The organism is Agrobacterium pusense, assembly GCF_013285525.1.
In the GTDB taxonomy this organism is placed as follows: Bacteria; Pseudomonadota; Alphaproteobacteria; order Rhizobiales; family Rhizobiaceae; genus Agrobacterium; species Agrobacterium pusense.
Genome location: NZ_CP053858.1, coordinates 358,255 through 380,162, shown reverse-complemented (window position 1 = coordinate 380,162; position 21,908 = coordinate 358,255). Strand labels below are relative to the sequence as shown.

The 21,908-nt window shown below is 56.3% G+C and carries 21 protein-coding genes and 1 other annotated feature; of the genes, 7 read left to right on the top strand and 14 right to left on the bottom strand.

Translation table 11 applies throughout. From position 1 onward, the window contains the following. Positions 1 to 139 precede the first annotated feature (139 nt). Both HQN82_RS24990 and HQN82_RS24985 read left to right on the top strand, forming a co-directional pair. Entirely contained in the window at positions 140 to 934 is a 795-nt protein-coding gene (locus HQN82_RS24990; RefSeq protein ID WP_173616311.1) for a DUF2243 domain-containing protein, read from the top strand. Positions 935 to 1,424: 490 nt separating this feature from the next. Beyond that, positions 1,425 to 2,075 (top strand): LysE family translocator, encoded by a 651-nt coding sequence (locus HQN82_RS24985; protein WP_173616310.1) that lies wholly within the window; start codon positions 1,425 to 1,427, stop codon positions 2,073 to 2,075. An 88-nt stretch (positions 2,076 to 2,163) separates the two neighbouring features. Here the strand turns inward: HQN82_RS24985 and HQN82_RS24980 are convergent, their stop codons facing one another. Next, on the bottom strand, positions 2,164 to 2,553 hold the full coding sequence (locus HQN82_RS24980) for a GFA family protein (RefSeq protein WP_427832754.1): 390 nt from the start codon (positions 2,551 to 2,553) through the stop codon (positions 2,164 to 2,166). Between the two features lie 442 nt (positions 2,554 to 2,995). Further along, positions 2,996 to 4,483 carry a SulP family inorganic anion transporter gene (locus tag HQN82_RS24975; protein WP_173616309.1) on the bottom strand — a complete coding sequence of 496 codons (1,488 nt, stop codon included), beginning with the start codon at positions 4,481 to 4,483 and terminating at the stop codon, positions 2,996 to 2,998. 75 nt (positions 4,484 to 4,558) lie between these two features. Next, positions 4,559 to 4,614: a sequence feature (sul1 is cis-regulatory element that is thought to sense ions involved in sulfur or methionine metabolism; They are found in Alphaproteobacteria), on the bottom strand. 526 nt (positions 4,615 to 5,140) lie between these two features. On the opposite strand from HQN82_RS24975, the gene HQN82_RS24970 reads away from it, so the two are divergent. Further along, positions 5,141 to 5,302, top strand: a complete 162-nt coding sequence (locus HQN82_RS24970) for a hypothetical protein (RefSeq protein ID WP_173616308.1) — start codon at positions 5,141 to 5,143, stop codon at positions 5,300 to 5,302. Between the two features lie 115 nt (positions 5,303 to 5,417). Here HQN82_RS24970 and HQN82_RS24965 read toward each other — a convergent pair whose 3' ends face one another. Next, the gene (locus HQN82_RS24965; protein WP_210259571.1) at positions 5,418 to 6,047 is read right to left on the bottom strand and encodes a hypothetical protein; all 630 of its coding nucleotides are present in this window, start codon (positions 6,045 to 6,047) and stop codon (positions 5,418 to 5,420) included. Positions 6,048 to 6,322: 275 nt separating this feature from the next. Between HQN82_RS24965 and HQN82_RS24960 the strand changes: the two genes are divergently transcribed. Beyond that, positions 6,323 to 7,756, top strand: a complete 1,434-nt coding sequence (locus HQN82_RS24960; protein ID WP_173616305.1) for a sensor histidine kinase — start codon at positions 6,323 to 6,325, stop codon at positions 7,754 to 7,756. Beyond that, complete coding sequence (locus HQN82_RS24955; protein WP_173616304.1) at positions 7,753 to 8,397, top strand: response regulator; 645 nt, start codon at positions 7,753 to 7,755, stop codon at positions 8,395 to 8,397. Before HQN82_RS24960 ends, HQN82_RS24955 begins: the two co-directional genes overlap by 4 nt. Here the strand turns inward: HQN82_RS24955 and HQN82_RS24950 are convergent. From HQN82_RS24950 to HQN82_RS24905, 10 genes are all read right to left on the bottom strand, one after another. After that, entirely contained in the window at positions 8,394 to 8,906 is a 513-nt protein-coding gene (locus HQN82_RS24950; protein WP_173616053.1) for a hypothetical protein, read from the bottom strand. The genes HQN82_RS24955 and HQN82_RS24950 overlap by 4 nt on opposite strands. 243 nt (positions 8,907 to 9,149) lie before the next feature. Beyond that, entirely contained in the window at positions 9,150 to 9,992 is an 843-nt protein-coding gene (locus tag HQN82_RS24945; protein ID WP_173616303.1) for a transporter substrate-binding domain-containing protein, read from the bottom strand. A 27-nt stretch (positions 9,993 to 10,019) separates the two neighbouring features. Beyond that, complete coding sequence (gene alr, locus HQN82_RS24940) at positions 10,020 to 11,168, bottom strand: alanine racemase (protein WP_173616302.1); 1,149 nt, start codon at positions 11,166 to 11,168, stop codon at positions 10,020 to 10,022. Beyond that, on the bottom strand, positions 11,168 to 11,905 hold the full coding sequence (locus tag HQN82_RS24935) for an ABC transporter permease (protein ID WP_173616301.1): 738 nt from the start codon (positions 11,903 to 11,905) through the stop codon (positions 11,168 to 11,170). The genes alr and HQN82_RS24935 overlap by 1 nt, the downstream gene beginning before the upstream one ends. Next, entirely contained in the window at positions 11,905 to 12,594 is a 690-nt protein-coding gene (locus HQN82_RS24930; protein WP_173616300.1) for an ABC transporter permease, read from the bottom strand. The genes HQN82_RS24935 and HQN82_RS24930 overlap by 1 nt, the downstream gene beginning before the upstream one ends. Position 12,595: 1 nt before the next feature. Next, the gene (locus tag HQN82_RS24925) at positions 12,596 to 13,357 is read right to left on the bottom strand and encodes an ABC transporter ATP-binding protein (protein ID WP_173616414.1); all 762 of its coding nucleotides are present in this window, start codon (positions 13,355 to 13,357) and stop codon (positions 12,596 to 12,598) included. A 138-nt stretch (positions 13,358 to 13,495) separates the two neighbouring features. Next, entirely contained in the window at positions 13,496 to 14,380 is an 885-nt protein-coding gene (locus HQN82_RS24920; protein WP_173616299.1) for a helix-turn-helix domain-containing protein, read from the bottom strand. 550 nt (positions 14,381 to 14,930) lie between these two features. Then, positions 14,931 to 15,404, bottom strand: a complete 474-nt coding sequence (locus HQN82_RS24915; protein ID WP_173616298.1) for a helix-turn-helix domain-containing protein — start codon at positions 15,402 to 15,404, stop codon at positions 14,931 to 14,933. A gap of 365 nt (positions 15,405 to 15,769) precedes the next feature. Further along, complete coding sequence (locus tag HQN82_RS24910; protein ID WP_173616297.1) at positions 15,770 to 16,957, bottom strand: MFS transporter; 1,188 nt, start codon at positions 16,955 to 16,957, stop codon at positions 15,770 to 15,772. Positions 16,958 to 17,040: 83 nt separating this feature from the next. Beyond that, entirely contained in the window at positions 17,041 to 17,922 is an 882-nt protein-coding gene (locus HQN82_RS24905) for a helix-turn-helix transcriptional regulator (RefSeq protein WP_173616296.1), read from the bottom strand. A gap of 258 nt (positions 17,923 to 18,180) precedes the next feature. On the opposite strand from HQN82_RS24905, the gene HQN82_RS24900 reads away from it, so the two are divergent. Next, a complete protein-coding gene (locus tag HQN82_RS24900) occupies positions 18,181 to 19,158 on the top strand; it encodes a class I SAM-dependent methyltransferase (protein WP_173616295.1) in 978 nt (325 codons plus the stop codon). Between the two features lie 157 nt (positions 19,159 to 19,315). Further along, positions 19,316 to 19,987, top strand: coding sequence for a hypothetical protein (locus tag HQN82_RS24895; protein WP_173616294.1), 672 nt, complete (start codon positions 19,316 to 19,318; stop codon positions 19,985 to 19,987). Here HQN82_RS24895 and HQN82_RS24890 read toward each other — a convergent pair. After that, entirely contained in the window at positions 19,941 to 21,890 is a 1,950-nt protein-coding gene (locus HQN82_RS24890) for a relaxase/mobilization nuclease domain-containing protein (RefSeq protein ID WP_234904934.1), read from the bottom strand. The genes HQN82_RS24895 and HQN82_RS24890 overlap by 47 nt on opposite strands. Positions 21,891 to 21,908 lie beyond the last annotated feature (18 nt).

Here is a 21,908-nt window from a genome sequence, read left to right as displayed (position 1 = left end):
TTTGATCCTCGCGATTGCCTCTTGATACATAAGCAGCCGCAGTTCCAAAGCCCCGTGCGACCGGCTCATGCAACTACGGACACTCCGGAACATTGGCCCGTTCCTGAGGTTGGAATGGCAATGGAGTGGAGGGAAATCAATGACAGACGCAGGAGCTGAAACAAGCCTCCGGCCCTTTTCCGGAGAGTTTCGATGGGCCGGTTATATGCTGGGCTTTGGACTCGGCGGGTTCTTCGACGGCATTTTGTTGCACCAGTTGTTGCAATGGCATCATCTTTTAAGTGGTCTTGAGCAGGCACGCCTGGATATTCGCCTTCTCATTCTCTGGGATGGTATTTTTCATGCGCTGATGTACCTCGTTGCTATCGTTGGGCTTTGCTTGCTCTGGCGAGCCCGTAATGAATTCCCTGCTCAAGGAGCGGATCGGTTTCTGTTTGCCAATGCCGTCGTCGGCTTCGGTGGATGGCATGTCCTTGACAGTATTGTGTCACACTGGCTGCTGGGAATTCACCGGGTCCGTATGGACGTGGATAACCCGCTTTTTTGGGATTTGCTCTGGTTTGCCATGTTTGGACTTTTCCCTTTGACCATTGGCTGGATACTGCGCCGGAGCAGGTCAAGAAGGGGAGGTGGTGTACCCAGATCGCCGTTTTTGCTCGTCGTGGCGGCACTGACTGCGGGCCCGCTTGCTTTGCTGCCGCCGTCCGGTCAATCACAGGTGACGGTACTTTTCTCACCCGGCACAAGCGAGCTGGATGCCTTTGCTGCCATTGCCGCGGTAAACGGCAGGATAATTGCCTCTGACGCGTCGGGCCAATTGTGGGCAGTGGATATGCCGGCGGATGGAAATCCCTTGGAACTCTATCGCCACGGTGCACTGTTGGTAAGCAACGCCGCTCTGCCCCTCGGCTGTTTCAACTGGACCAGAGCCTAGCAAAGAGAGTGATCCGGCCGGAACAAAACCAACGACGGTGCCCCCGGATTTTGCTGTGCGACAGTCTCACTCGTAACCCCGTATAGACCTCGCAAAGGCAATGATTGCGCCCAACATCGCGGGCTTTTTCCGCGGCGCCAATGTCCACAGTGTGGTATTACGTAGCTCCTCGTCAGGTCGGGAACGAGTTTCGTCATTTTGTCGATGATTTGCCGCGGGCCGGGCATACTCAGGCGAGGGTCCGCTCTCCCACGATATAAACAGCCGCAAGGCCAGCGTATAAACCGTGGAGCGAGCGTCACAGGTACCGGGTCACATCGAGGTTGCCATAGTAGTTCAAGCCGCCACTGAAGCTGGTTCGTTCGAAGACATCAACGTGACGTGCGAACTCCATACTCACTGAACCATTGGATGGCGACACAACAAGCCGGTCTCGCATCGAACGCTTTTCAATGCTATTGCTATCGCCACAGAGGGGAGTGAGACAATCATGGATTCGATAATTCCCGGCGCGGCCAATCTCAGCCTGTTCGTCAGCGCCACTCTTGTTCTGCTTCTCGTGCCTGGGCCGGCGGTTCTTTACATCTTCGCCCGATCGGTCGAGCAGGGCCGTTCTGCTGGCCTCGTCTCGATTCTGGGCATTCACGCGGCCACACTCGTGCATGTCGCCGCGGCTGCTGCGGGGCTGTCGGCGCTCCTGGCGTCTTCCGCGATCGCCTTCAGCGTGGTGAAATATGCCGGCGCGGCCTACCTGATTTGGTTGGGCTTCAAGAAGCTTTTCGGTCCCGCGAGCATTCCCGACGTTAACGGCGCAGACCAGCCGCGCAGTCGCGGACGCATTTTCCGCGAGGGTTTCCTGGTCAACCTCCTCAATCCGAAAACCGCGTTGTTCTTCCTCGCCTTTCTGCCGCAGTTTGTTGAGCCCCAGCGTGGCCATGTGGCAATGCAGGTTGCGTTCCTCGGGGTTCTTTACACAGTGATCGGAGTGCTCACGGACGGCGCCTATGCACTCGCTGCCGGGACGGCGGGTAACTGGCTGAAGCGCAGCCCGGTCTACCTTAAAGCTGAACGCTGGGTCAGCGGGTCCATTTACATCGGCCTCGGATTGACGGCCGCATTTTCGGGAAACCACAGAAAGTAGGTTATAATAATACATGCAGGCGACGAGGGCCGGAAGCTAACGTCGCGCCGGAGTGATGGTAGAGGCTTGCGGTCGCAAACGCGGCCGGTCAGTGGGGTCCCTCACTTCGCAAACACAAAGAGACCCAAGGGAATTGCATGGCTTCATATACGCTCTGTGTCGGTTCGATGCCTGATGGATCCTCAAAACAGCCGAGGGCAATCGCGACGAGGTTTGGCCGGAATTCCGGGAGCCAATATACCGTAGATCCGCAGCAAGGACAAAAGCGGAACTCCAACTTCTTTCCGCTTTCGCCCCGGCGTAGAAATGCCTTATGGTTGCCGGTTGCGGTCACCTGGCCGGCCCCGTAAAACACGGCTACGCCGAACGCGGAGCCGGTACGGCGCTGGCATTCCCGGCAGTGGCAAATTGATACCTTCACCGGTTCGCCATTCGCCGTTAGTGTCAGCTGTCGACATGAGCAATAAGCCAGACGCATTATGTGGTTGTCCCGGGTTGCGCTTCTTTCCGCCCTGAATCACGTTCCAAAAAGTAAGCGTCACGCGTAAAAGTGACCAGCCATTTGTTTTCTGAACAGCGCTGCAATCGTTGACCGCTGCGAGGTGTACGCGTGATCTGTTGCGACCTCGCTAGAGTCAGTTTTCATCTCGATCATCTTGCCGCAATGTCACTTTTAACCTTCTTGCCCGACCGTGCTACCGCCATTCCTCGAGCGGCAGCAAGACCAGTCTCCCTTCCTTCAATCTCGGGCCGCCAGGGCGGTTTGATCGGTGCAGGTCGACGCGCCAGCCATCAGGCCCGGGTGCAACCGTAACAGCAAAAGCAGCGCAACGACGCCCATCGACACCTTCACGTCCGCCGTAATTCGGTTCGATCCATCACGCTCGCCCACAACATCAAAGGTGCACGGATGAAGGCGGTCAGTGTAGTGCGGCGCTTGCCGCTCGCCGCTCATCCTTGTCGTGCAGCGCGAAGCGGTCAACCATATCAGCACTCGCTTCGTTGAATCCGAGAACCTCGACCTCCTCGCCCGCCTGACGGAGCTTCAGTACGACCTTGTCCAACGCGCCAATTGCGGTGATGTCCCAGAGATGGGCCTTTGTGAGATCGATGATGATCCGTTTGCCCTTATGGGTGAAGTCGAAAGCGTGGATAAAGGCTTCTGCCGACGCAAAAAAGACCTGCCCAACTACCGCATAGGTGACACTGTTCTGTTCGGGGTCCTCCAGGCGCTTAACACTGAACAGGCGGGCTACCTTGCCAGCGAAAAAGATGCCGGACAGCAGGACGCCAACGATCACGCCTTTCGCCAGATCATGTGTTGCAACGACCGTTACGACGGTCGCCAGCATGACGAAGGACGACGGAAGCGGGTGACGTCTCAGATCGACGATCGACCTCCAGGAGAAAGTGCCGATTGAAACCATAATCATAACCGCAACAAGCGCTGCCATGGGGATAATCCGGACGAGATCGTTGAGGACGACGATCAGAAACAGCAGGAAAGAACCAGCCACGAAGGTTGAAAGACGTCCTCGACCACCAGATGTTACGTTGATGACCGATTGTCCGATCATGGCGCATCCGCCCATGCCGCCGATCAGTGCCGAGGAGATATTTCCCGCGCCCTGTCCAACGCATTCCTGGCTCTTGTTGCTGGGCGTGTCCGTCATATCATCGACGATCTGCGCGGTAAGCAGCGATTCCAGCAGGCCGACAGCAGCAAGTGTTACCGAGTATGGCAAGATGATCTGCAGCGTCTCCCAGGTCAACGGAACCTGAGGAAGCATCATGAATGGGATCGAAGAGGGAAGTTCGCCAAGGTCGCCGACGGTGCGCAGGTCCATGCCGAACCACCATGCCATGGCCGTGAGAACCACGATGGCCACAAGCGGCGATGGGATCGCCTTGGTCACGTATGGAAAGAGGTAGATGATGGCAAGACCGCCTGCAATCATCATGTAGGTGAGCGTCGGGACCCCAAGGAGTTCGGGTAACTGGGCCATGAAGATCAGGATCGCAAGCGCATTGACGAAGCCTGTGATGACAGAACGGGAAACGAAGCGCATCACGCGGCCCAGCCTCAGCCATCCCGCAGCGATCTGGATGATGCCCATCAGGATGGTGGCGGCGAAGAGATACTGAAGACCATGGTCCTTGACCAGCGAGATCATGACGACAGCGGTCGCCGCCGTGGCAGCAGAGATCATGCCCGGCCGGCCGCCCACAAAGGCCGTCACGCAGGCGATTGCGAAGGAAGCGTAGAGGCCGACCTTGGGATCGACACCCGCAATCACCGAGAAGCCTATCGCTTCCGGGATAAGCGCGAGAGCGACGACGATACCCGAAAGTACGTCGCCACGGATGTTGGAGAACCACTCCTGACGGTAGTTTGAAAGAGTTTTCATCGGAATATTTTTCACAGTTGAGGCAACGGGCCGAGCGAAACTCGGTCCTCGAATATGGCATAGGTTGCGTTGCTGTGTTGTCTGGCGGATCGGCGGCCAGAAGAGCCACCCGGAGTTTCACCGGGTCCTTGTGGATGACGTTAACTAGCTCACGCAGGATCGGTTTGCAATGATCGACCCGGTCCGGGCCTGCCAAAAAGTGAGACGTCGTGGTCAAGGTTGCGGATGCGAGGCCGCACCTCCGAAGAAGATAATCTGTCCGCTGATGCGCCCCTCTTGTGATCCCAAAGAGGGGCCATGGGTCGCCATCTTTTCTCGGACGTGGGTCTGCTTCGAAAGGAGTTCCAACGCAGGACTGACAGGGATTGGAAAGTGTTAGTCGAAACACGCGTGACGCTCGCCGGGCGCCGTTGAAGGGAACGTTCCTGCCGTTCGCGCGCACCGCCTGGAGCAGTTGCTCTAGCGACCGGCGGAATCGATGAAGATAACGCGTATTGTTTCAGATAGCCGAGAAAATGGGATATGCGATGCGACGACTTGGAGTGTCCGAGAGCGTAACGCTTCTGAAAGACAGCCCGGTCACATTTGACCGCTTCGGCCAGGGGCTGATCTCCGGCTATCGGCCCTAAGTGGCCGAAACCACGAACGAGATTTCCATTGTCGCCGATCGTTATCGAGAGCTTACGCATGTTAGCAGCAGCCAACCGATTATCAGGTATTCACGGCAAACGGGTCGCCTATATGACATCGCCGGATCAAGCTCGCGGCGGGCAACTTGATCCGGCGATAGTGCCGGTCATTACTCCGGCAATTAAATGAGGTCGACCGACACCAAACTCCCAAGGCGCAGGACAGAAAACTTGCAGCCGCGTAGGTGAGTTCCTGATCGCAGACGAAGGCAGGTCCACGCGTGCCACTCCTTTACGGCTGTCTCTCAGTTTCCATCTTTTTGTTCGAGAGCGTCGCGAACCTCTGCGATTTTCCCTGTATCTGTTCCAGCGCCCAAAATGCTCTTCGCTTCGGCAAGCTCCACGTCGGTGACCGGCCTGTTTGCCAACTGTTCCAGCGCCGAGACAAGGGCAGCTTCGCTAAGCGCGGGATCTGTGGGCACGGCCCCCACCCCGTACTGAATTTCGAATTCCGCATATGCCTTCACGTAGGCTGCAAGCGCCGCCATCTTGGGGTCCTGGGAATTCAGATAGGCATGGTAGTTTCTCTTCATCGAGCTGAGGCTGCCAGTGCCGGGCTTTGCGCTTTGCGTTTTGGATTTCTCGGCGTGAGATTTTGAAGTTTTGTCGGGGTGATGCGATTTCAATGATACCGAAGAGCCCTTGTGCGCGGATGAATTCAAGGACGCCCGGCTTTCGCCGGCGCCAGATTTCCCTCCGCCATGGCCTCCTCCGTTGCCACCGCCGTTTCCTCCTCCATTACCACCGCCATTGCCGCCGCCGTTCCCGTCCTTCGCAAATGCTGCGTGCGTGAAGCCGGGAGTATCTCCCGCCATGGGGGCAAGGGCCAGGACGAGCCCAAGGCTTGCGGTACCGATCAGCGAGGAGATTTTCATGAGCAGGTCCTTTTCATAGTCGGTCACCGCTTGCGCAGAGCCGCGGTGCCAGCAAATCGTTACCCACTACAATATTGCCGAAATCTCGGGTTTCTACTCCACTCCGACCTATGCCCTGGGCATTCGGACCATAGTCCGATTGATCGCGACCGATGGTCGCTGATTGTATGGACCGGACGACGAGCTCACATCGGGGAAACCGGTGCCTCCCGCGGGCATGGTGGACACCTTGCGTTGACGGGTAGCTATGAAGGATTGGGAGATGAGTGCTGATAATGCGCATTCTGCGGACAGGCCCTGACCAGGAGGCGCCGATAACGAGCCCGGTGGCACGCTGGAATTCCCAGTCACTCGCACGCCAGTTCCTGCTTGCGGGCGGTTTTGTCGCGATCTGCGCAATGGTGGTCGTGGGTTATTTCGTTGCCAGCCTGATCGAAAACGCCGTGACACGTAACTCCGCGGCAACGACCGCGCTTTACGTCGACAGCGTGATTGCTCCTCTATTGCCTGACATGCAAACCACCCAGAGCCTGGACGATTCGATAACACGGGCCCTGGATGAGACCCTTGGGCAGGGCGCACTTGGAAAACGACTGTTTTCGTTTCGGCTCTGGCGCAGCGACGGTACTATTCTCTATTCCAGCGAAAAAAGCCTTTCCGGCAAGCAGTTCCCACTGTCCGGCGACCTCAAAACGGCCTTTACCGGCCAGATGACAGCGAGGTTCAATCGGATCGACGGCGTCGAGAGCGATGCCGAACGCAATAGCGAAAAGCCACTTCTGCAAATCTACAATCCGGTCTTGCAGCCGTGGTCGGGCAAGGTCGTCGCCGTCTCTGAATTTTTTGAGGTCGCTGATGAATTCGAATGGAGTCTTAATCAGGCCCGCCTCCTGAGCTGGCTCGCGGTCGCGGCGTTCACGACCATATTTTTTGGCCTCTTGTCGATTATGGTCCTGCGTGGAAGCCGAACCATCGACAGCCAGCGCAGGGCCCTCAATGACCGCATCGATGAACTCTCCACCCTGCTGCGGCAGAACGAGGCCCTACGCGCGCGTGTTCAGCGTGCGACACAAAGGGCCACGTCCCTCAACGAGAGTTACTTGCGCCGCATCGGTGCCGACCTGCACGACGGTCCCGCACAATTGGTCGCCTATGCATCCTTGCGCCTTGACAGTCCGAAGCTCGCCGATCCTCGTACTCCTGCCGAGGAGCGGGAAGCATCCTTGACGAACATCAAGACAAGCCTCGATGACGCCATGGCAGAAATCAGGGGCATTTGCAGCGGGCTGATGTTACCGCACATAGAAACGGACAGTCTTGCCGCGCTTCTGAAGCGCGCGATTGTTGCCCACGAGCAGCGCACGGGCGTCACTGTCGACCTCTTACTCAACGAAACACCTGCGTATCTTTCCAGAGCTGCAAAGATCTGTATCTATCGTTTTGTTCAGGAGGCCCTGAACAATGGCTATCGCCATGCGGGCGGCATTGGACAAAAAGTTACGCAATCATCCGAAGGCAGCCAGGTGACCGTCGAAGTAGCGGACGAAGGGCACGGATTCAGAATGAGCGACGTTTCACCCGAGAAACTCGGCCTCGCGGGTCTTAGGGACCGCGTTGAAAGCCTGGGCGGAGTCTTCCATCTCTTTTCATCCGATCGTGGGACCATCGTGCGGATGTCGCTTAACATCGAGGAAATGGAACAGGCATGACCGCGGAGCAGATCAGTCTGGCAGTTGTGGACGATCACCCTCTGTTCAGAGAAGGTGTTATCCGAAGCCTGACCGAAATGGACGAATTCAAGATCGTTGGCGAGGGTAGCAACAGGGACGATGCGCTGCGCATAGCCGCGGAGCACCGACCGGACATCCTGCTGCTCGATATCTCCATGCCTGGAGGCGGGCTGGAAGCTGTGCCGCTCATACTTGAACAGGTCCCGGCCCAAAAGATCGTGATGCTGACGGTTTCCGAGGCAGGCGATGACGTCATGACAGCTCTAAAGACTGGGGCAAAGGGTTACGTCCTGAAAGGAGTCGGGTCCCGTGCACTGGCTGATATCATTCGAACCGTCGCGGCAGGTGACAGCTACGTCGCTCCGACGCTGTCGGCACGTCTGATTTCCCAAACCGGGTCAGGCGCCCGGGCCAATCCCTTTGTCGCACTCACGGAGCGCGAACGGGAGGTGCTGGAGCTGGCATCTGCAGGGTTAAGCAACAAGCATATTGGGCTGAAACTGGATTTGCACGAAAAGACGATAAAACATCACATGACACAGATCTTTACCAAGCTCGGCGTGAGCAACCGGACGGAAGCCGCGATGGCATTTCGTGACGAGATTGACCGGCGCCGTTAGCGGAGGAAGGCCCTGAGCCGCTGCTCGTCAGAGACTGTTGCATCGCGATTGACGATTGTTCTGCCCTTTGCATCCTTCATCACGTATCGGCCGCGCTGAACGCTTTCGCTGATGCCATCCTTGTGGCGGACAGTCAAAGTACCGCGACCTGCATTCGCCGCGTCGTCGACATCGGCCTCGGTTTTCGCAGCGTTTCCGGTGCCTGACGACTGGCTGTTATTGTTTCCCTTGCCGCCCGAATTACCATTACCATTACCATTACCATTGCCGCCACTGTTACCGTTGCTGCCTCCGTTTCCGCTACCCCCTCCATTGCCGCCGCCACCTCCCCCGCTGCCTCCACCGCCGCCATTTCCGTTGCCAGCACCATTACCGTTTCCGGCCTCAGCCATCTGCTCGTGAAATGCAGCGGAGAAACCGTGAATTTTAATCGTATAGGGAAGAGCCGTGTTAAAGAGGGTCAACAGCAGACACGGGAAAACGGCGATCAGTTTGCGGCGTGGTAACACCTCCAGCCTCCTTCGGGTTCGATCTGTATGCCAAGGATGCGGAAATCTGACCGCACCGATGGGCAAAACTCTGAGCCCGTACAAGTCGTCACTACACCTTGGAGGGTCAAGTCCAAATATGTGACAAAAGGTTTGACGGGACTTCAGCAGACACGAGAAAAAACTTTTGTCGCCCTTCGATCAGACCAAGGTCTGACGTGAAGCTGTCCAAGGTCGGGTAGCATACGAGGCGCGCAGAACTGGTTATGGCGTTGACACCATATCAATGCCGAACCACTTGATACTGACAGACTTTAAAGTCCCATCTTGCTTCATCGCCAGGATTGCTCGGTTAAAGAGGCTTATTAGATTGCTGTCGTTTTTGCGAAGGCCGATACCGACACCTGGGCCAAAGACGCCACCCGAAATCCGGGGACCATAGAGCGATGCGACCTTCCCTCCGTCAGCGTCCAGAAATGCTTTCCACACTGAATAATCCGCCAGTCCGCCATCAATCCGCCCGGCAAGCAGATCCAGGTTCAGATTATCCTGTTTGTCATAGGTCCTGATCTCCACGTCCTCCCCCAGCACCTCCCTCACAAATGCCTCAGCATTCGTTGCCCCCTGCACACCCAGTATTCGGCCCTTCAAGTTCGACCTCAGAGTCTCGAGAAGCAGTCTGGTTGCGGAATTATCCGAGGAGAGATCGACTGCGGCGGCCGGGTCCATCGCGGGGAGGCCAGTTGAGTTCGCGACGACGAAATAGTTGGAGGTCAGAGCGTATGGTTCGGAGAAAGCTATGACTTTCTTTCTTTTTTCAGTGATCGACATTCCGGCCATGACCGCATCATATTTGCCGACCGTCAATCCCGGAATGATCCCGTCCCAGGCCTGAGCGACAAACCGGCAAGAGATCTTCGCCCGCTCGCACAACGCCTTTCCCACGTCCACGTCAAAGCCTTCAACCTCTCCAGAGGAGTTGATGGAATTCCAGGGAGGGAAAGCCCCCTCTGTAGCAATAGTAATCGTCTTCGATTCCTGGGCATTTGCGTGACCAACGAGTGCTATAACAATCGGCAAGAGGCACAGCAGTTGCGAGACTTTCATATTTATTCCCCTTCTTTGCTTTTCGGATTAGATGTAGAGGCGTGGGATGTGGTCACGAAGGTCCCCATAAATCCCGATCGCGTCGGTGCCTCTGGTGCTCGCGAACTCCTCAATGCTGATCTGTTCGGCGCCCTGGCGTCCTAGCAGGACGACCTGATCCCCAAAGCGGGCCTCCGGGATATGGCTAAGGTCGATGCGGATATGCTCAAGATGGGACGGCGGAAGAAGTCTTGCGCGTTTGCCGCGTACCAGCCCCACTGCCCTCTCCGGCAGAGCTCTGGGAAGGCCATCACCCCATCCCATTCCAATCACTCCGAGAACCATGTCGGGGCGTATCCACGAAATGCTGTCGGGTGGATCGAGAGATTGATCGAGACGTTTAACGGAAATGAGTGTTGTCGAGATCGCCGTCAACGCCGGTCGCAGGCGCACGTCACGCACGGGTTTCTCGACGTCAGAAATACCGACAAACAGTGCTCCGGGATCGACTGCATCGAAGTCCATGTCCGGGTAGTTCAAAACACCTTCGGTGCTTGACATCATGACGACCGGAACGCTGATGCCCAACGAACGGATTTGTCTTAGAATGCCGTTCATCTTCGCTCGTTGACTGTGAGCGAGTTCCGGACCGGAGCCGGGCAGTTCACTCAAGTGAGCGTAGATGCCTTCAACCCGAACGGTTCGGTCCTGAGCGGCCTCAGCGAGCAAATCGACCAACTGCGCCGGCGTTGCCCCAGCGCGAAAGAAACCCAGATCAACTTTGAGGAATATCCGCAGATTTGACACGCTCGTGCGCCATTGCCTTAACTCGGCGATGCTTGATACGGTAACGATCAGGTCAAGCGCTTCTATCGTGGCAGCTGCGACAGGCAGAGCGCCCGGGTAAAGGAGTACCGGATTCGAGATCCCTTCGCGACGGATGGCAATCGCGTCAAGCAAAGACGCGACGGCGAATCCGTATACATTTTCGGCAGCCAAGGCCTTTGCAACAGGACCTGCTCCGCAGCCATAGGCATTGCGTTTCAGGCATGCGTAGACCGCCACATGTTCGTGAAGATGCGCCCGAATTTGCCGGTAATTGTGACGAATGGCCTGTAGATCGATCTCATACCAATTCCCGCGTAGTTCTGCCGACGAGACGCTGACAGGCCGAGGTGGGAAAGCAGTGATACTCATTATGCCAACTCCCTTGACAGCCGCGCCGGCTCGGCGGCCTTCCTCTCATTGTCGATACGGCGATGATGTTTCGACAAGCGAAGCTCGATGAGGCTAAATGCACTTGTGAAGAGAAAGGTCACGGTGAGATAGAGAAGAGCGGCGGCTACGAAGACTTCGTAGGGCGCGAATGTCTGAGCAACGATCTTTCTGGCGGTCCCTGTCAACTCCATAATGGTGATGGTGCTTGCCAGCGAGCTGGCTTTCAGCATGAGAATGACCTCGTTCCCATAGGCCGGCAGCGAAAGCCGGAGAGCGATCGGCAGTATGATTCGTCGGATACGAAGGAGAAGCGGCATTCCCAACGCCTTGGCTGCTTCAATTTCGCCTGGTGGTACGGCGCGAAGGCCGCCGCGCACAATCTCTGTCGTGTAGGCGGAATTGTTCAGCGAGAATGCAACGAGCGCGCACCAGAACGGATCCCGGAGTAAGGGCCAAGCCACACTTGCCCGCACCCATTCCAACTGGCCGAGGCCGTAGTAGACCAGAAATAGTTGCACCAGTAGTGGCGTGCCGCGAAACACGAATGTGTACGCCCGAACGGGCAGGGAAATTACTCTGCTACCTGATGCACCGGCGAGAGCCAAGGGGATCGCAATGCATGACCCTGCGACAACGGACGCTATGGTCAGGAGAACAGTGAGAGCTAGGCCATTCAAAAGCTGCGGTAGTGTCTGCACAATCAACGCCACTTCCATCAGAAACCTCCTTTGGGGGAGATGCGCAGCCCGCGGTCAGTTCGACGCTCCAAGGCAGCAAGTGCCGCGAGCGAAATCGAGGTGAACAGGAGATAAAGGCACGCAGCCACAGAATAGAACTTCAGCGGATCGTGTGTGGCGCCAGCGGCGATGTTCGCCTTCCGCATCAGGTCTTCGAGCCCGACAACCGAAATCAGCGCCGAATCTTTCAATAACGTCAGCCATAGATTTCCAAGACCGGGCAGAGCATGCCGCCACATCTGCGGCATGATCACAAGACGCCACACGGACAGATTTGAGAACCCCAGTGCGCGAGCTGCCTCAATTTGACCCGCGGGCACTGCCTGAATAGCCGCCCGGAATACCTCGGTTGCATAAGCACCGAACACGACCGTCAGAGCGAGAACACCGGCCGAGAACGCATCAATTTCAACGTATCGACCAAACAACGTCGTAAGCGCGACAGTGCCTCCATAATACAACATGAGAATGAGAAGCAGCTCCGGAACACCCCTGATAACAGTGGTGTAACCATTCGCCACCCACCGGACGCCCCTGCTTTGGCTGCGCTTCGCCAAGGCGCCGCACCATCCAACGACGATGCCGAAAGCCAGACTTGCGAATGCAACTTGAAGGGTTGTGATGGCCCCGGCCAGCATCTGTTCACCGAATCCGTGGACGGACAGCATCTCATCGCCCTCCAATGTGGGAGGATAAAAACCGTCTCAGCGAAGATGAAGAAGGGCTGCCAAAGACAACGTCCGGTGGGCCTTCTTCCTCGATCAAACCCTGTTGCAAGAAAATTGTACGGGTCGACACTTGCCGTGCGAAGGCAAGCTCGTGCGTCACGATCAACATCGTTCGACCCTCACCAGCAAGAGACTGAATGACCTTCAGCACCTCGCCCACAAGCTCCGGATCCAATGCGGATGTCGGCTCGTCAAAGAGAAGGATCTCGGGCTCCATAGCCAAGGCGCGGGCAATCGCCACGCGTTGCTGCTGCCCGCCGGACAGATGGGCGGGATAGGAATTCCGCTTGTCTGCAAGCCCAACCTTTGCAAGTAGTTCCTCCGCCCTTTGACGAGCATCTGCCTTGGTCAAGCCCCTGACGTGGATCGGAGCCTCCGTGATGTTTTCCAAAACCGTTTTGTGGGACCAGAGATTGAAGTTCTGAAATACCATTCCAAGCCTTGCCCGCAGCGCGTTGATCGCTTTTCGACCAGCCATGCCTGGGCGCATCTCGACACGATGCCCCGACAGCCAAACCTGGCCGTCTGTCGGCTCTTCCAAAAAGTTCAGGCATCTCAGGAAGGTGCTTTTTCCCGAGCCGCTTGCCCCAAGAATTGAAATAACGTCGCCGGCGTTGGCGGTCAGGGAAATCCCTTTGAGAATTTCGAAATGCCCGTAGCTCTTCTTGAGGTCCACAACCTTCAGAGCGGCTGATTTCTGAATACAGATAGGCGAGTGTTGCGCTGGGAGCTGGTATGAATGCAATGGCTTGTCCTCGGCTGCTTACAAAACCGAGAATGTCGAGGTGTACCGAGCAAAACTTGCAGAATGTTGATAATCGTGCGCGATTTTATCGCAAATTCAACCAAAAGCCTTGTTCGACCAGGCCGCCCTGTACATTTGCGGAGTCGTACCGACCTGCCGGCGAAAACTGTTTGCGAAATGGCTCGATGTCGAAAAGCCGCATGCCAGGGCAATTTCCGTGATGGTCATTTCGGAATCACGAAGATGTTCCTTGGCACGCTCGATCCGCCGTCTGATGATAAATTCATAGGGCGGGCAGCCGAAGCTTCGTTTGAACGCACGACAAAAGTGCGGAACACTTATGCCTGCGACTGCCGCAAGCTGGCTCAGGGTCACATTTTCAGCCAGCCCCTCCTCGATTTTTTGAACCACGCGGCTCAGATCCGCCGCAGCCAGTCCGCCTTTGAAGAAATTTTGAAAGCGCTCCTGCCGACGCATCATTTGTACGAAAATCGTTGCCACGTAAGCTTCGACCAACATCCCGCTCAAGGAGTTCCGTTCGCAGATTTCAGCGCCTATCCCGCGGGCAGCATTCATGATGACCTGGTCTTCGAAGCCAAGATCCGGCGACATCGTCGGCAAAGTGATCGGCGAGGTCGTCAGACTGGTCAGTTGGGCCGGATGAACCATGATAGACAGGTAAGCCGCCGTGGACGCTCCAATTTCCCAGCCATGCCAACGGCAACCTGCTGGAATGAACAGGATCGCGCCAGGTTTTCGCGCAACGAAACCGGCCCTCCTGTTATCGAGAAAATAGTCGCCCCGCTCTGAATTGCCACGTAGGTTAAGAAGCAACAGATGGTGGTCAGAGACGATCGCCGTCTCTTCCTTGTCAAGCCCTGTTCGTCGGACCAAGTCGACCCGGGCAGTGCGCCAGGTTCTCTGCTGATGAGACGTTACCCGGCATTGCCCCTGTTTAAAAACATGGGATTGAAGTTTCAACGGCCAGTCTCCGGAATGAGTTACCGCGGTACGTCCCCGCGAATGACTCACTAAACCTCCGAATGATCGGGGAGTTGGAAACTGTACGAGACAGCCCTGCGGCCTTTAGTTCCGGGGAACCTGGACATACGCCACAGGCTCCCCGACCCGAAAAGGTCAGAGAGTGCGATGTTGAATCGACCAACACCAGTCGCTCGTAGGGGTTTCCACGCCCCAAGGCAGTACGTGCTGCCTCACCGCTCAGGATAAAGGATATGACGCGCGCTCGCTAGTTTTTTGTACCGCGTCGAAGATAAAAACTCTTGTCCAGATGCTCGATAATTGGCGTGGTTGGGTCACGCCGGAACACCCAATGAACCGATAGCCAAAGTATCGTCACTGCCAAGATGTTCTTTTCTTCGGGGAACGGACTACCTGCTTGAGGCACCCAACGTAAAATGTCGGGCGTGCACGCCCGGGGTCATCCAGACTTTGACAGAACGAACACGTTAGATAGCTTGCCGTACATCGTCGCCGGAGATTAAGATCTTCTCTGAGCCTGTAAGATTGATTACTGGCACGTGCGATTTCTCAGAGGGGGGGAACCGCTACCAGCTCCGTCACTACGCTCTTCAGCTCGCGCGAGCGCGTGAATGAGCGCCGCTACCCGTTCGCGCAGGCGCGGCGACAACCGCATCAGGTGGCCCAGCAGGAATCGCACTTCGCCCGGCGGATCTGTTATTTCTTCTTTAGCGAAAAGCGATCCGAGATCTTTTGTCGGAGGAAGACCATCGAACAGTTGGCCAACCGTTACGTTCAAGGCGCCGGCAATCGCGTAAAGTGTCGAGGCTCGCACACAGTTTCGACCCGTTTCATAGTTTTGAATTTGCTGGCGACTGACACCGACGGCCGCCGCCAGTTCGGTTCGCGACTTTCTGGCCAATATTCTCCAAACGCGGATTTGCCTGCCCACATGCGCGTCAACGTGAGAATAAGCTGGTGGAACATTCAGTTCTGTCGCCTTTAGCGGGATAGACGCCGCCATATGAACTCCCCAGATAAGAGTTCAAGCGGTGCGCCCCCGCTTGAAGAACTCACTTAACCCGTGGCGGGGAGTTGATAACCGTACGTGACGGCCCTATGGCCTTTAGTTCGGGCGAACCTGGACATACGCCACAGGCTCCCCGACCAAAGGTCAAGGAGTGTGATGCTGTCTCGGCCAGCATCAACCGCACGTAGGGGTTATCAAGCCCCGAGGCAGCGCGTACTGCCTCAAAATCTAACTAGTACCGCTGCCACAATTTATCAAGATCGAGAACGCACAAGATGTACCACCTGTCCGCTGGCGAGCGGCTCTCACAAGATAGACTTGTGTGGGTAAGGCTCACATGTTTACGACCTACGGCGTCGTTACCTAACAAGCAGCAGATCGCGCCGAAAGCACGCCCAGAATACAACTCCGGTAAACAGCACCACTAATCCAAACCAACCGAAAATGACGGATGGCGCCAAAGCATTTCCGATAAGCGCTACGACGCCGTACACAGAGAGAGACAGTGCCATGCACACCGTATGAACCTGACTCCTGGCCCGACCAAGCTGACTTATGGGAAACGACCGCTGAATTTCAACATCGATAAGAATCCGGGCAATGTTGTAGGTTAGCCCAAGTCCCATCATCTGAAGCAGCACTGCAAAAAGATTCTGGAACACCAGGAAATTCGTGAGGATCACGCCTGTCGCAAGAAGGTGCCATAAAAGGGCATCTGATTTCTCTGACCGAAACAGCAGCCACAGACATCCGAGGACGGACCCAGCAGCCCACCCGGCCTCCACAAAGCCAAACGCCAAGGCGCTTCTCCTAAGTTCTCCCATCACAAGAGCCGAACCAAGAACGCTTACCATCATTCCGGCCGCATAAATGAAGGCGTAAACGACGGAGGGAAGCACAAGACTTCGCTGCGGCAACCCGGGAAACAATTCGCGCCGCAGGAACGTGACCGGCTCGGCATTCCCACGCCGATCACAATATCCCTCTCTTCTGGCAATGGATGAGCCGAACGACAACAAAAAGCATGACAGCGGCGCCACGAGGCTCAGGTAATCCGGTGTGAAGGCCAGCAGCAAGCCTCCGGCGACGGCGGCGCAGAAATTACCGATCTGCATCCACACATATGCCGTAGAATTGAACGATAGGAGGCGCGCCGCATCCACCATTCCGGGTATCATGGCCTGGAGCGCAGTGAGATACGTTCGGTCCAATACAGCATATAACACCCAGGACGCGACGAGCGACTGGACCGGGTAACCCGACATCATTCCGGCAGTCGCCGCTGCCATGGTTAGGATACGGAGACCGTCACAGACTAGACAGGTCAGTTGCGGCCGATAGCGGTCAGTGACTACCCCGCCAAGGTTCGTTGTCAAGAACTCGGCGCAACTCCCGGCCGCGAGCAACATCGCGATGGCAGACGGATCCGCAGTGTATTTCATCATCAGCCAGGCGACAACGATGAAGTATATGTTGCGTCCGACCGCCGAAGCCGTCACGCATAAAAGATAATGACAATGTGACGCACGCGGTGTCGTCATGCTCATGGACTTACCTCGAGTCTGCCTTAACCGCAGTATCGAGATTCTAAGGCTCCAAAGGCATCCAGGCTTTCATGTTTTTGATATTTTTATTCGGCCCAAAGAGCGCGGTACGCGATCGGAGTGATACCAAAAGCCTTGTGAAAGCTCGATGAGAGATGACTGCCGCTCGAGTAACCGCACGAATGTGCGATCTCGGTCACCGATTTACTTGTTGTACGAAGCAACTCGCTCGCCCGGTCGAGGCGCACCTTGTTGAAATGAGCTTGTGGAGAAAGACCGGTCGACTGCTTGAACGCTCGGGACAGGTGCGCCGCACTATACCCGAACTCTTGTGCGATCGCGCCCAAGCTGACTTTCTCCTCCAGCGCCGCGTCAATACGCTGAGTGATGCGTTTAAGCACGGCAGGCGCGAGGCCGCCTTTGCGGTGCTTGTCGAAGAGCCTTGAACGTCGCAACAAGTGCCCGAAGATTGTGGTGAGCTGCCCTTCCACTATGAGTCCACTTGCGGAATCCAGCTGCGCAAGCTCCAAGTAAATTTTTCGGGCCGCATGCTCAATCCCTACGTCCTGAAACGACATATTCGGGACGAACCGTGCGGGCACGAAGTCATCGCCAAAAACTTTGTCAGCAAATCGTTCTTCGGCGGAAATCAGGAGATAGGCCGCGTTTTGGTCGCCTTCATCCCATCCATGCCACATGACGCCTGGCGGAATGTAGACCAATGATCCTTGCGGCCGAGCTGCGAATGCATGCCGACGACCGTCGAGAAATGTCTCTCCGGATCTCGCCGCCCCTTCCAGGTTAAGAAAAAGCGAATGCGTATGGCTTTTGAAATCGATCTGCTGACGTCTGACACCTTTTCTTCGCACGAGCCCGACACAGAATTCATCCCATTGCGCTTGCTTTTGTGAGACGACCGCACTTTCGGAATTTTCCGGCAAAATGCGTCGGTGGCTAAGTAATGGCAACCCATTATCTCCCGCACAAACTTTTTACTCAGCTAAAAGATTAAGGCACCCAAAGAGGTCAGGCAAACACATGTAATCGCAACCAGAAAAATGCATCATATTCTTGAAAACATATCAAATTTCTGAATGAACGTTTGCGCCTAGCCCCGCACGATAGCTGAGCCCAGCAGTCAGGTTTGCGGCTCACGGTTCCGTGGAATCGTCAACCGACCGGATCCTGCAGAACTGGAAATTGGCAATGCTATCGAGAGGCATTAGATGCAAGACTTCACGCAGTTTCACGAAGAGTGCGAGCGGGGAGCCCGCTTAAACGAATTGGCCGATTTCTTTTCGTCCACTGCAGCAGGGCGGGCGGGAGTGCCTATTCGCCGCCCCTCTCTTGATTACCGGCTTTTGGAACGCAACCCCGAGACTGAGCGGTTTGCGGCGCTACACGCAGTCAGACAAGGGCCGTTCGATCAGCATTATCTGAGTAGCATTCCTTACCGATATGAAGAGGAAATAAGACTAGGGACGGCCATACTCCGATATTCGTCCGCAGGTCAGCCTCCACTAACCCTCTATAGCTTGGGAACGGCGGAAGGAACGATGGCGCGAACCATCAGCGAGCTTGCCGACGGCCGAGTCCTGTCGCTGTCCTGCAGCCCAACCATCGAAAACAAGGAAAGCTTCTACGCTTGGGGCGTCCCAAAGCATGCCCAATTCTTCCTCGGCCCCTTTAATCACCTGTCACCGGAATCGCTCAGCCAAACACCTGGACTTCAGGACTTTGCGTCAGGTTTTGATATTATCTTCGAAGATACAACATTTCAAATGTACTCGCCGAACCGCCAGCAGCAGATCGCTTTTGTCCGACGTAATCTGAAGGCAAAAGGACTGATAATTTTTCTTGAGAAGTTCCGCAGCCAAGATGTCGAAGAGTATCGAAGGAGAGAACTTCAAAAGGATCACGGGTTTAAGATCCGGTATTTCAGCGAGGCCGAAATAAACCGAAAAAAGACAAATGTTTTGGAAACCATGAACCTCAATGAAGTCACTCTCGACGAAATGCGCTCCGTTTTGAGAGAAGTATTCTCATACGCATATATCATCTGGAACAGCGGAAACTTCTACTCGATTGCGGCAAGCAACAGCCTAAGAAATCTGGATCTGTTTGTCTCCTGCCTCGGACCTGCGGCTATTCCGTCTGAATATACGTATGACGAAGTGCCCGCGCCCTTTTTTCCCGTTCCCTAAAATTAACTTCCTCACCGAACACTCGCGCATGGTCTGAACAGCCACATCTGTTCCGCTCGTGTATATTGGAGGGTCGCAATCAACTGGTCAGAAATGTGACTCTTCGGACACTCATATTTTTGAGTAGCGAACGTGTCCCAGCTTGGATCGTCTTCCGATGGCTACCATTGAGTGCACATTCCGAAAAATCGGTTCGAGAGGCCTCGTCATTTTCGAGAGAGATGGCATCCTTTTGCGACGATCTGTCCCTCCCAGAGATTTCACGCTGGGAGACGTCAACGCCATCTTTGTCCAGATGCTCCAGCAACTTCGTCAAAATGACGTCCGCTTCGGCTTCATCTCCGACACCAGAGGCATGACGGTCGGCACCCAGGGCACGCCAGAATTTCTCGCTCTAACCTGTATCCTCGACGATCTATTGAAGGTTCGGGAGGTCGTCCCGGACTTCTGGATGGCATGGGGCACCTTCCGTCAAGCTCAGGACGATCGGTCGGGAGTGGCAGATGCGGATACGGTATTTCGAGCGATCGAGTGGTATGGCGTTGAAAAGAAGGAAGCCATGTTGGTCTGCAGCACCGCTGAAGGACGGCGTGCAGCAGTCGGGGCGGGCATCACCTACATCCACTATCCCCCCATGGAAGGCGGTCACCGCGACCATATAATTCCAGATGAATTCTCCACTTCTCTTCCTTCCGAAAATCGTGGCGCCAGATTGTTTGACACCGAGATCGAAAGAATACTGAGACTGAGCCTGCCAGCACGGATCGTGGACAAAAAAGAGTTCAACGACTGCGATCTCTACCATTCTCCCGGAACGGACGAAGCTTGATCGATTTCGTCATTTCGCGATCGCGCTGCTGGCCTTTGTCACGCTGGCGGTTGGGCCGGTCATTGTCCGTCTGATCACGCTCAACATTGGAACGGGCGATGCGCGCGGCATCGACTGAGCGGTCGTTCGACGTCTTCTTGATGATCCCCTGCTCTGCCACATGATCGCGCCCTGCGACCGACTTCGTTTCGAGGCTGTCGTAGCTGCCCTTGTCTTTGCCCTCCTCGGCGCGACTGCGGTTTTTCGCGACACGCGCGTCGAGCTGCAATCCGACGACTTTTCCGATTACCTTGGACGCTTGCTCGAAGATCAGGCGGTCGGAAGGGTTGGCGATCCTCGCTGCAATGGCCGAGGCGGTGTTCGCAAGAGTTTGTTTCGCCGTCTTGGCCTGGGCGGCGCTAATGGGGGTCGATCGCAACATATGCTCTTCTCCTTTTTCCCTGGAGGGATCGCGGCCATCGTGGACAGCCGTTTCGAGCCGCCGGTACTCACGTTGCAGCCCGGTTAAGAGGTCCTGGCTCAATTCGCGCGCCGTGCTCGGCGCATTTCGGTCCTTCGCAACCCCGTCCAGCATCGTGACGACACGTCCGACCGAGCGCCGACTCTGGTCCAGCCGCCTTCTGGCTTCCGCAAGCTTCGGCGCCGCTGGAGTGTCGCGAACCTTGGCTATCACCTTCTCGATCACGTTTGGCGGCGCCGTCGCTCCCATGCGCTGGAACATTTCCCACTCCCAACGCTTGACGGGTGGCGGAGCGGCGCGTTCGATCCGTTTGTGTCGTTCAACTGGGATTCCACGCTCCCTCGCTTTTTCGGCGAAGCGCATCCGCCACTCCGTGAAGTTGCGAATGTTGGGATTGAGCATCTTTCCGCTGCCATCGCGCAACGCGACAATCACATGCAGATGTGGATGCTTGGCAAGATCGTTGCGATTGTGGATCGCATAGGAATAGCGATGCCCAGCGAATTGCGCTCTGAGGAAGTCGCGGCCAGCAAGGAGGAGCTTGTCTCGATCGACGTTCGCCGGTCCCGATAGCAACAAATGCATAAAATCTCGTGGCTGTCGGGTCTGCATAAGCGCGCCCACGATTTTTCCCTCCGCCGTCAGCTGCTTTTGATCGGCCGTGGTGATCTCGCGGCGCTCGCCGCCGCGGAAATACCGCCCGCTTCTGCCTGGCCGTTCCTCGATGCGCGCTCTTGTCGAAAGCGTCACCTCCACCGCGCCGCGCTGCATGGCGTGCAAGGCCGCGATCAGACCCTTCGGACCAGACGAAAACTCGACCGGATAGCGCGAGATCGGCGTGATGCCCTCTCTCCGCAAGGTTTTGTCCAGGCGCTGCTCGATAGCATGCGCGATGTCTGCCTCGCCCGGTATACGGTTGCTGCTGCTGCGATCCGCCCGATCCTTCTTTTCATGCGCAATGACGAGAACGAAGTGCAGCCGTGTCTGTCCCTTCCCGCCATCACTCACACTGAAGGCGTATGTTCGATCTATGTCGCCAGCCCGGCGGAAACCATCCTCTGCGAGCGAGGAAAGTGCACGAGCGATGTCTCCCCGGTCCGCGTTCTCGAGCTCGTAGGTCAGACGAAGAACGTCCCTGCTACCCTTCCGATTGCCGAACTCTCTCTCCCATGAGCGCACGGCTTCATTGATATCCGATACCTCTCGGTCGTCCTGATCGTGTGCCTTTTCTTCCTTAGCCTGGTAGTGCAAGACGTGGCGCGCAGAGCCGGCGCCTGCACCATAAGACAGAACCTTGACGACGACCGCGTTGTTACCCGCCGCGCGGCTAAGCGCCGAGGAGACAGCAGGGTGCTTTGCGGGTGTTCCTTTACCTTTCACGGCCGACGCGCGCTTCCCACCTCCGCCACCCGCGCCACGACGGCGCAGCTCGTCGTCGATCAAATCGAAATAGCTTGGCAG

What these genes read in the sequence shown, in the direction of transcription:
- alr (WP_173616302.1), bottom strand. Translation starts at nt 11,168, where the DNA reads ATGAGTATCACTGCTTTCCCACCTCGGCCTGTCAGCGTCTCGTCGGCA.
- HQN82_RS24935 (WP_173616301.1), bottom strand. Translation starts at nt 11,905, where the DNA reads ATGGAAGTGGCGTTGATTGTGCAGACACTACCGCAGCTTTTGAATGGC.
- HQN82_RS24930 (WP_173616300.1), bottom strand. Translation starts at nt 12,594, where the DNA reads ATGCTGTCCGTCCACGGATTCGGTGAACAGATGCTGGCCGGGGCCATC.
- HQN82_RS24990 (WP_173616311.1), top strand. Translation starts at nt 140, where the DNA reads ATGACAGACGCAGGAGCTGAAACAAGCCTCCGGCCCTTTTCCGGAGAG.
- HQN82_RS24955 (WP_173616304.1), top strand. Translation starts at nt 7,753, where the DNA reads ATGACCGCGGAGCAGATCAGTCTGGCAGTTGTGGACGATCACCCTCTG.
- HQN82_RS24975 (WP_173616309.1), bottom strand. Translation starts at nt 4,483, where the DNA reads ATGAAAACTCTTTCAAACTACCGTCAGGAGTGGTTCTCCAACATCCGT.
- HQN82_RS24900 (WP_173616295.1), top strand. Translation starts at nt 18,181, where the DNA reads ATGCAAGACTTCACGCAGTTTCACGAAGAGTGCGAGCGGGGAGCCCGC.
- HQN82_RS24965 (WP_210259571.1), bottom strand. Translation starts at nt 6,047, where the DNA reads ATGAAAATCTCCTCGCTGATCGGTACCGCAAGCCTTGGGCTCGTCCTG.
- HQN82_RS24945 (WP_173616303.1), bottom strand. Translation starts at nt 9,992, where the DNA reads ATGAAAGTCTCGCAACTGCTGTGCCTCTTGCCGATTGTTATAGCACTC.
- HQN82_RS24960 (WP_173616305.1), top strand. Translation starts at nt 6,323, where the DNA reads ATGCGCATTCTGCGGACAGGCCCTGACCAGGAGGCGCCGATAACGAGC.
- HQN82_RS24915 (WP_173616298.1), bottom strand. Translation starts at nt 15,404, where the DNA reads ATGGCGGCGTCTATCCCGCTAAAGGCGACAGAACTGAATGTTCCACCA.
- HQN82_RS24895 (WP_173616294.1), top strand. Translation starts at nt 19,316, where the DNA reads ATGGCTACCATTGAGTGCACATTCCGAAAAATCGGTTCGAGAGGCCTC.
- HQN82_RS24910 (WP_173616297.1), bottom strand. Translation starts at nt 16,957, where the DNA reads ATGAGCATGACGACACCGCGTGCGTCACATTGTCATTATCTTTTATGC.
- HQN82_RS24980 (WP_427832754.1), bottom strand. Translation starts at nt 2,553, where the DNA reads ATGCGTCTGGCTTATTGCTCATGTCGACAGCTGACACTAACGGCGAAT.
- HQN82_RS24985 (WP_173616310.1), top strand. Translation starts at nt 1,425, where the DNA reads ATGGATTCGATAATTCCCGGCGCGGCCAATCTCAGCCTGTTCGTCAGC.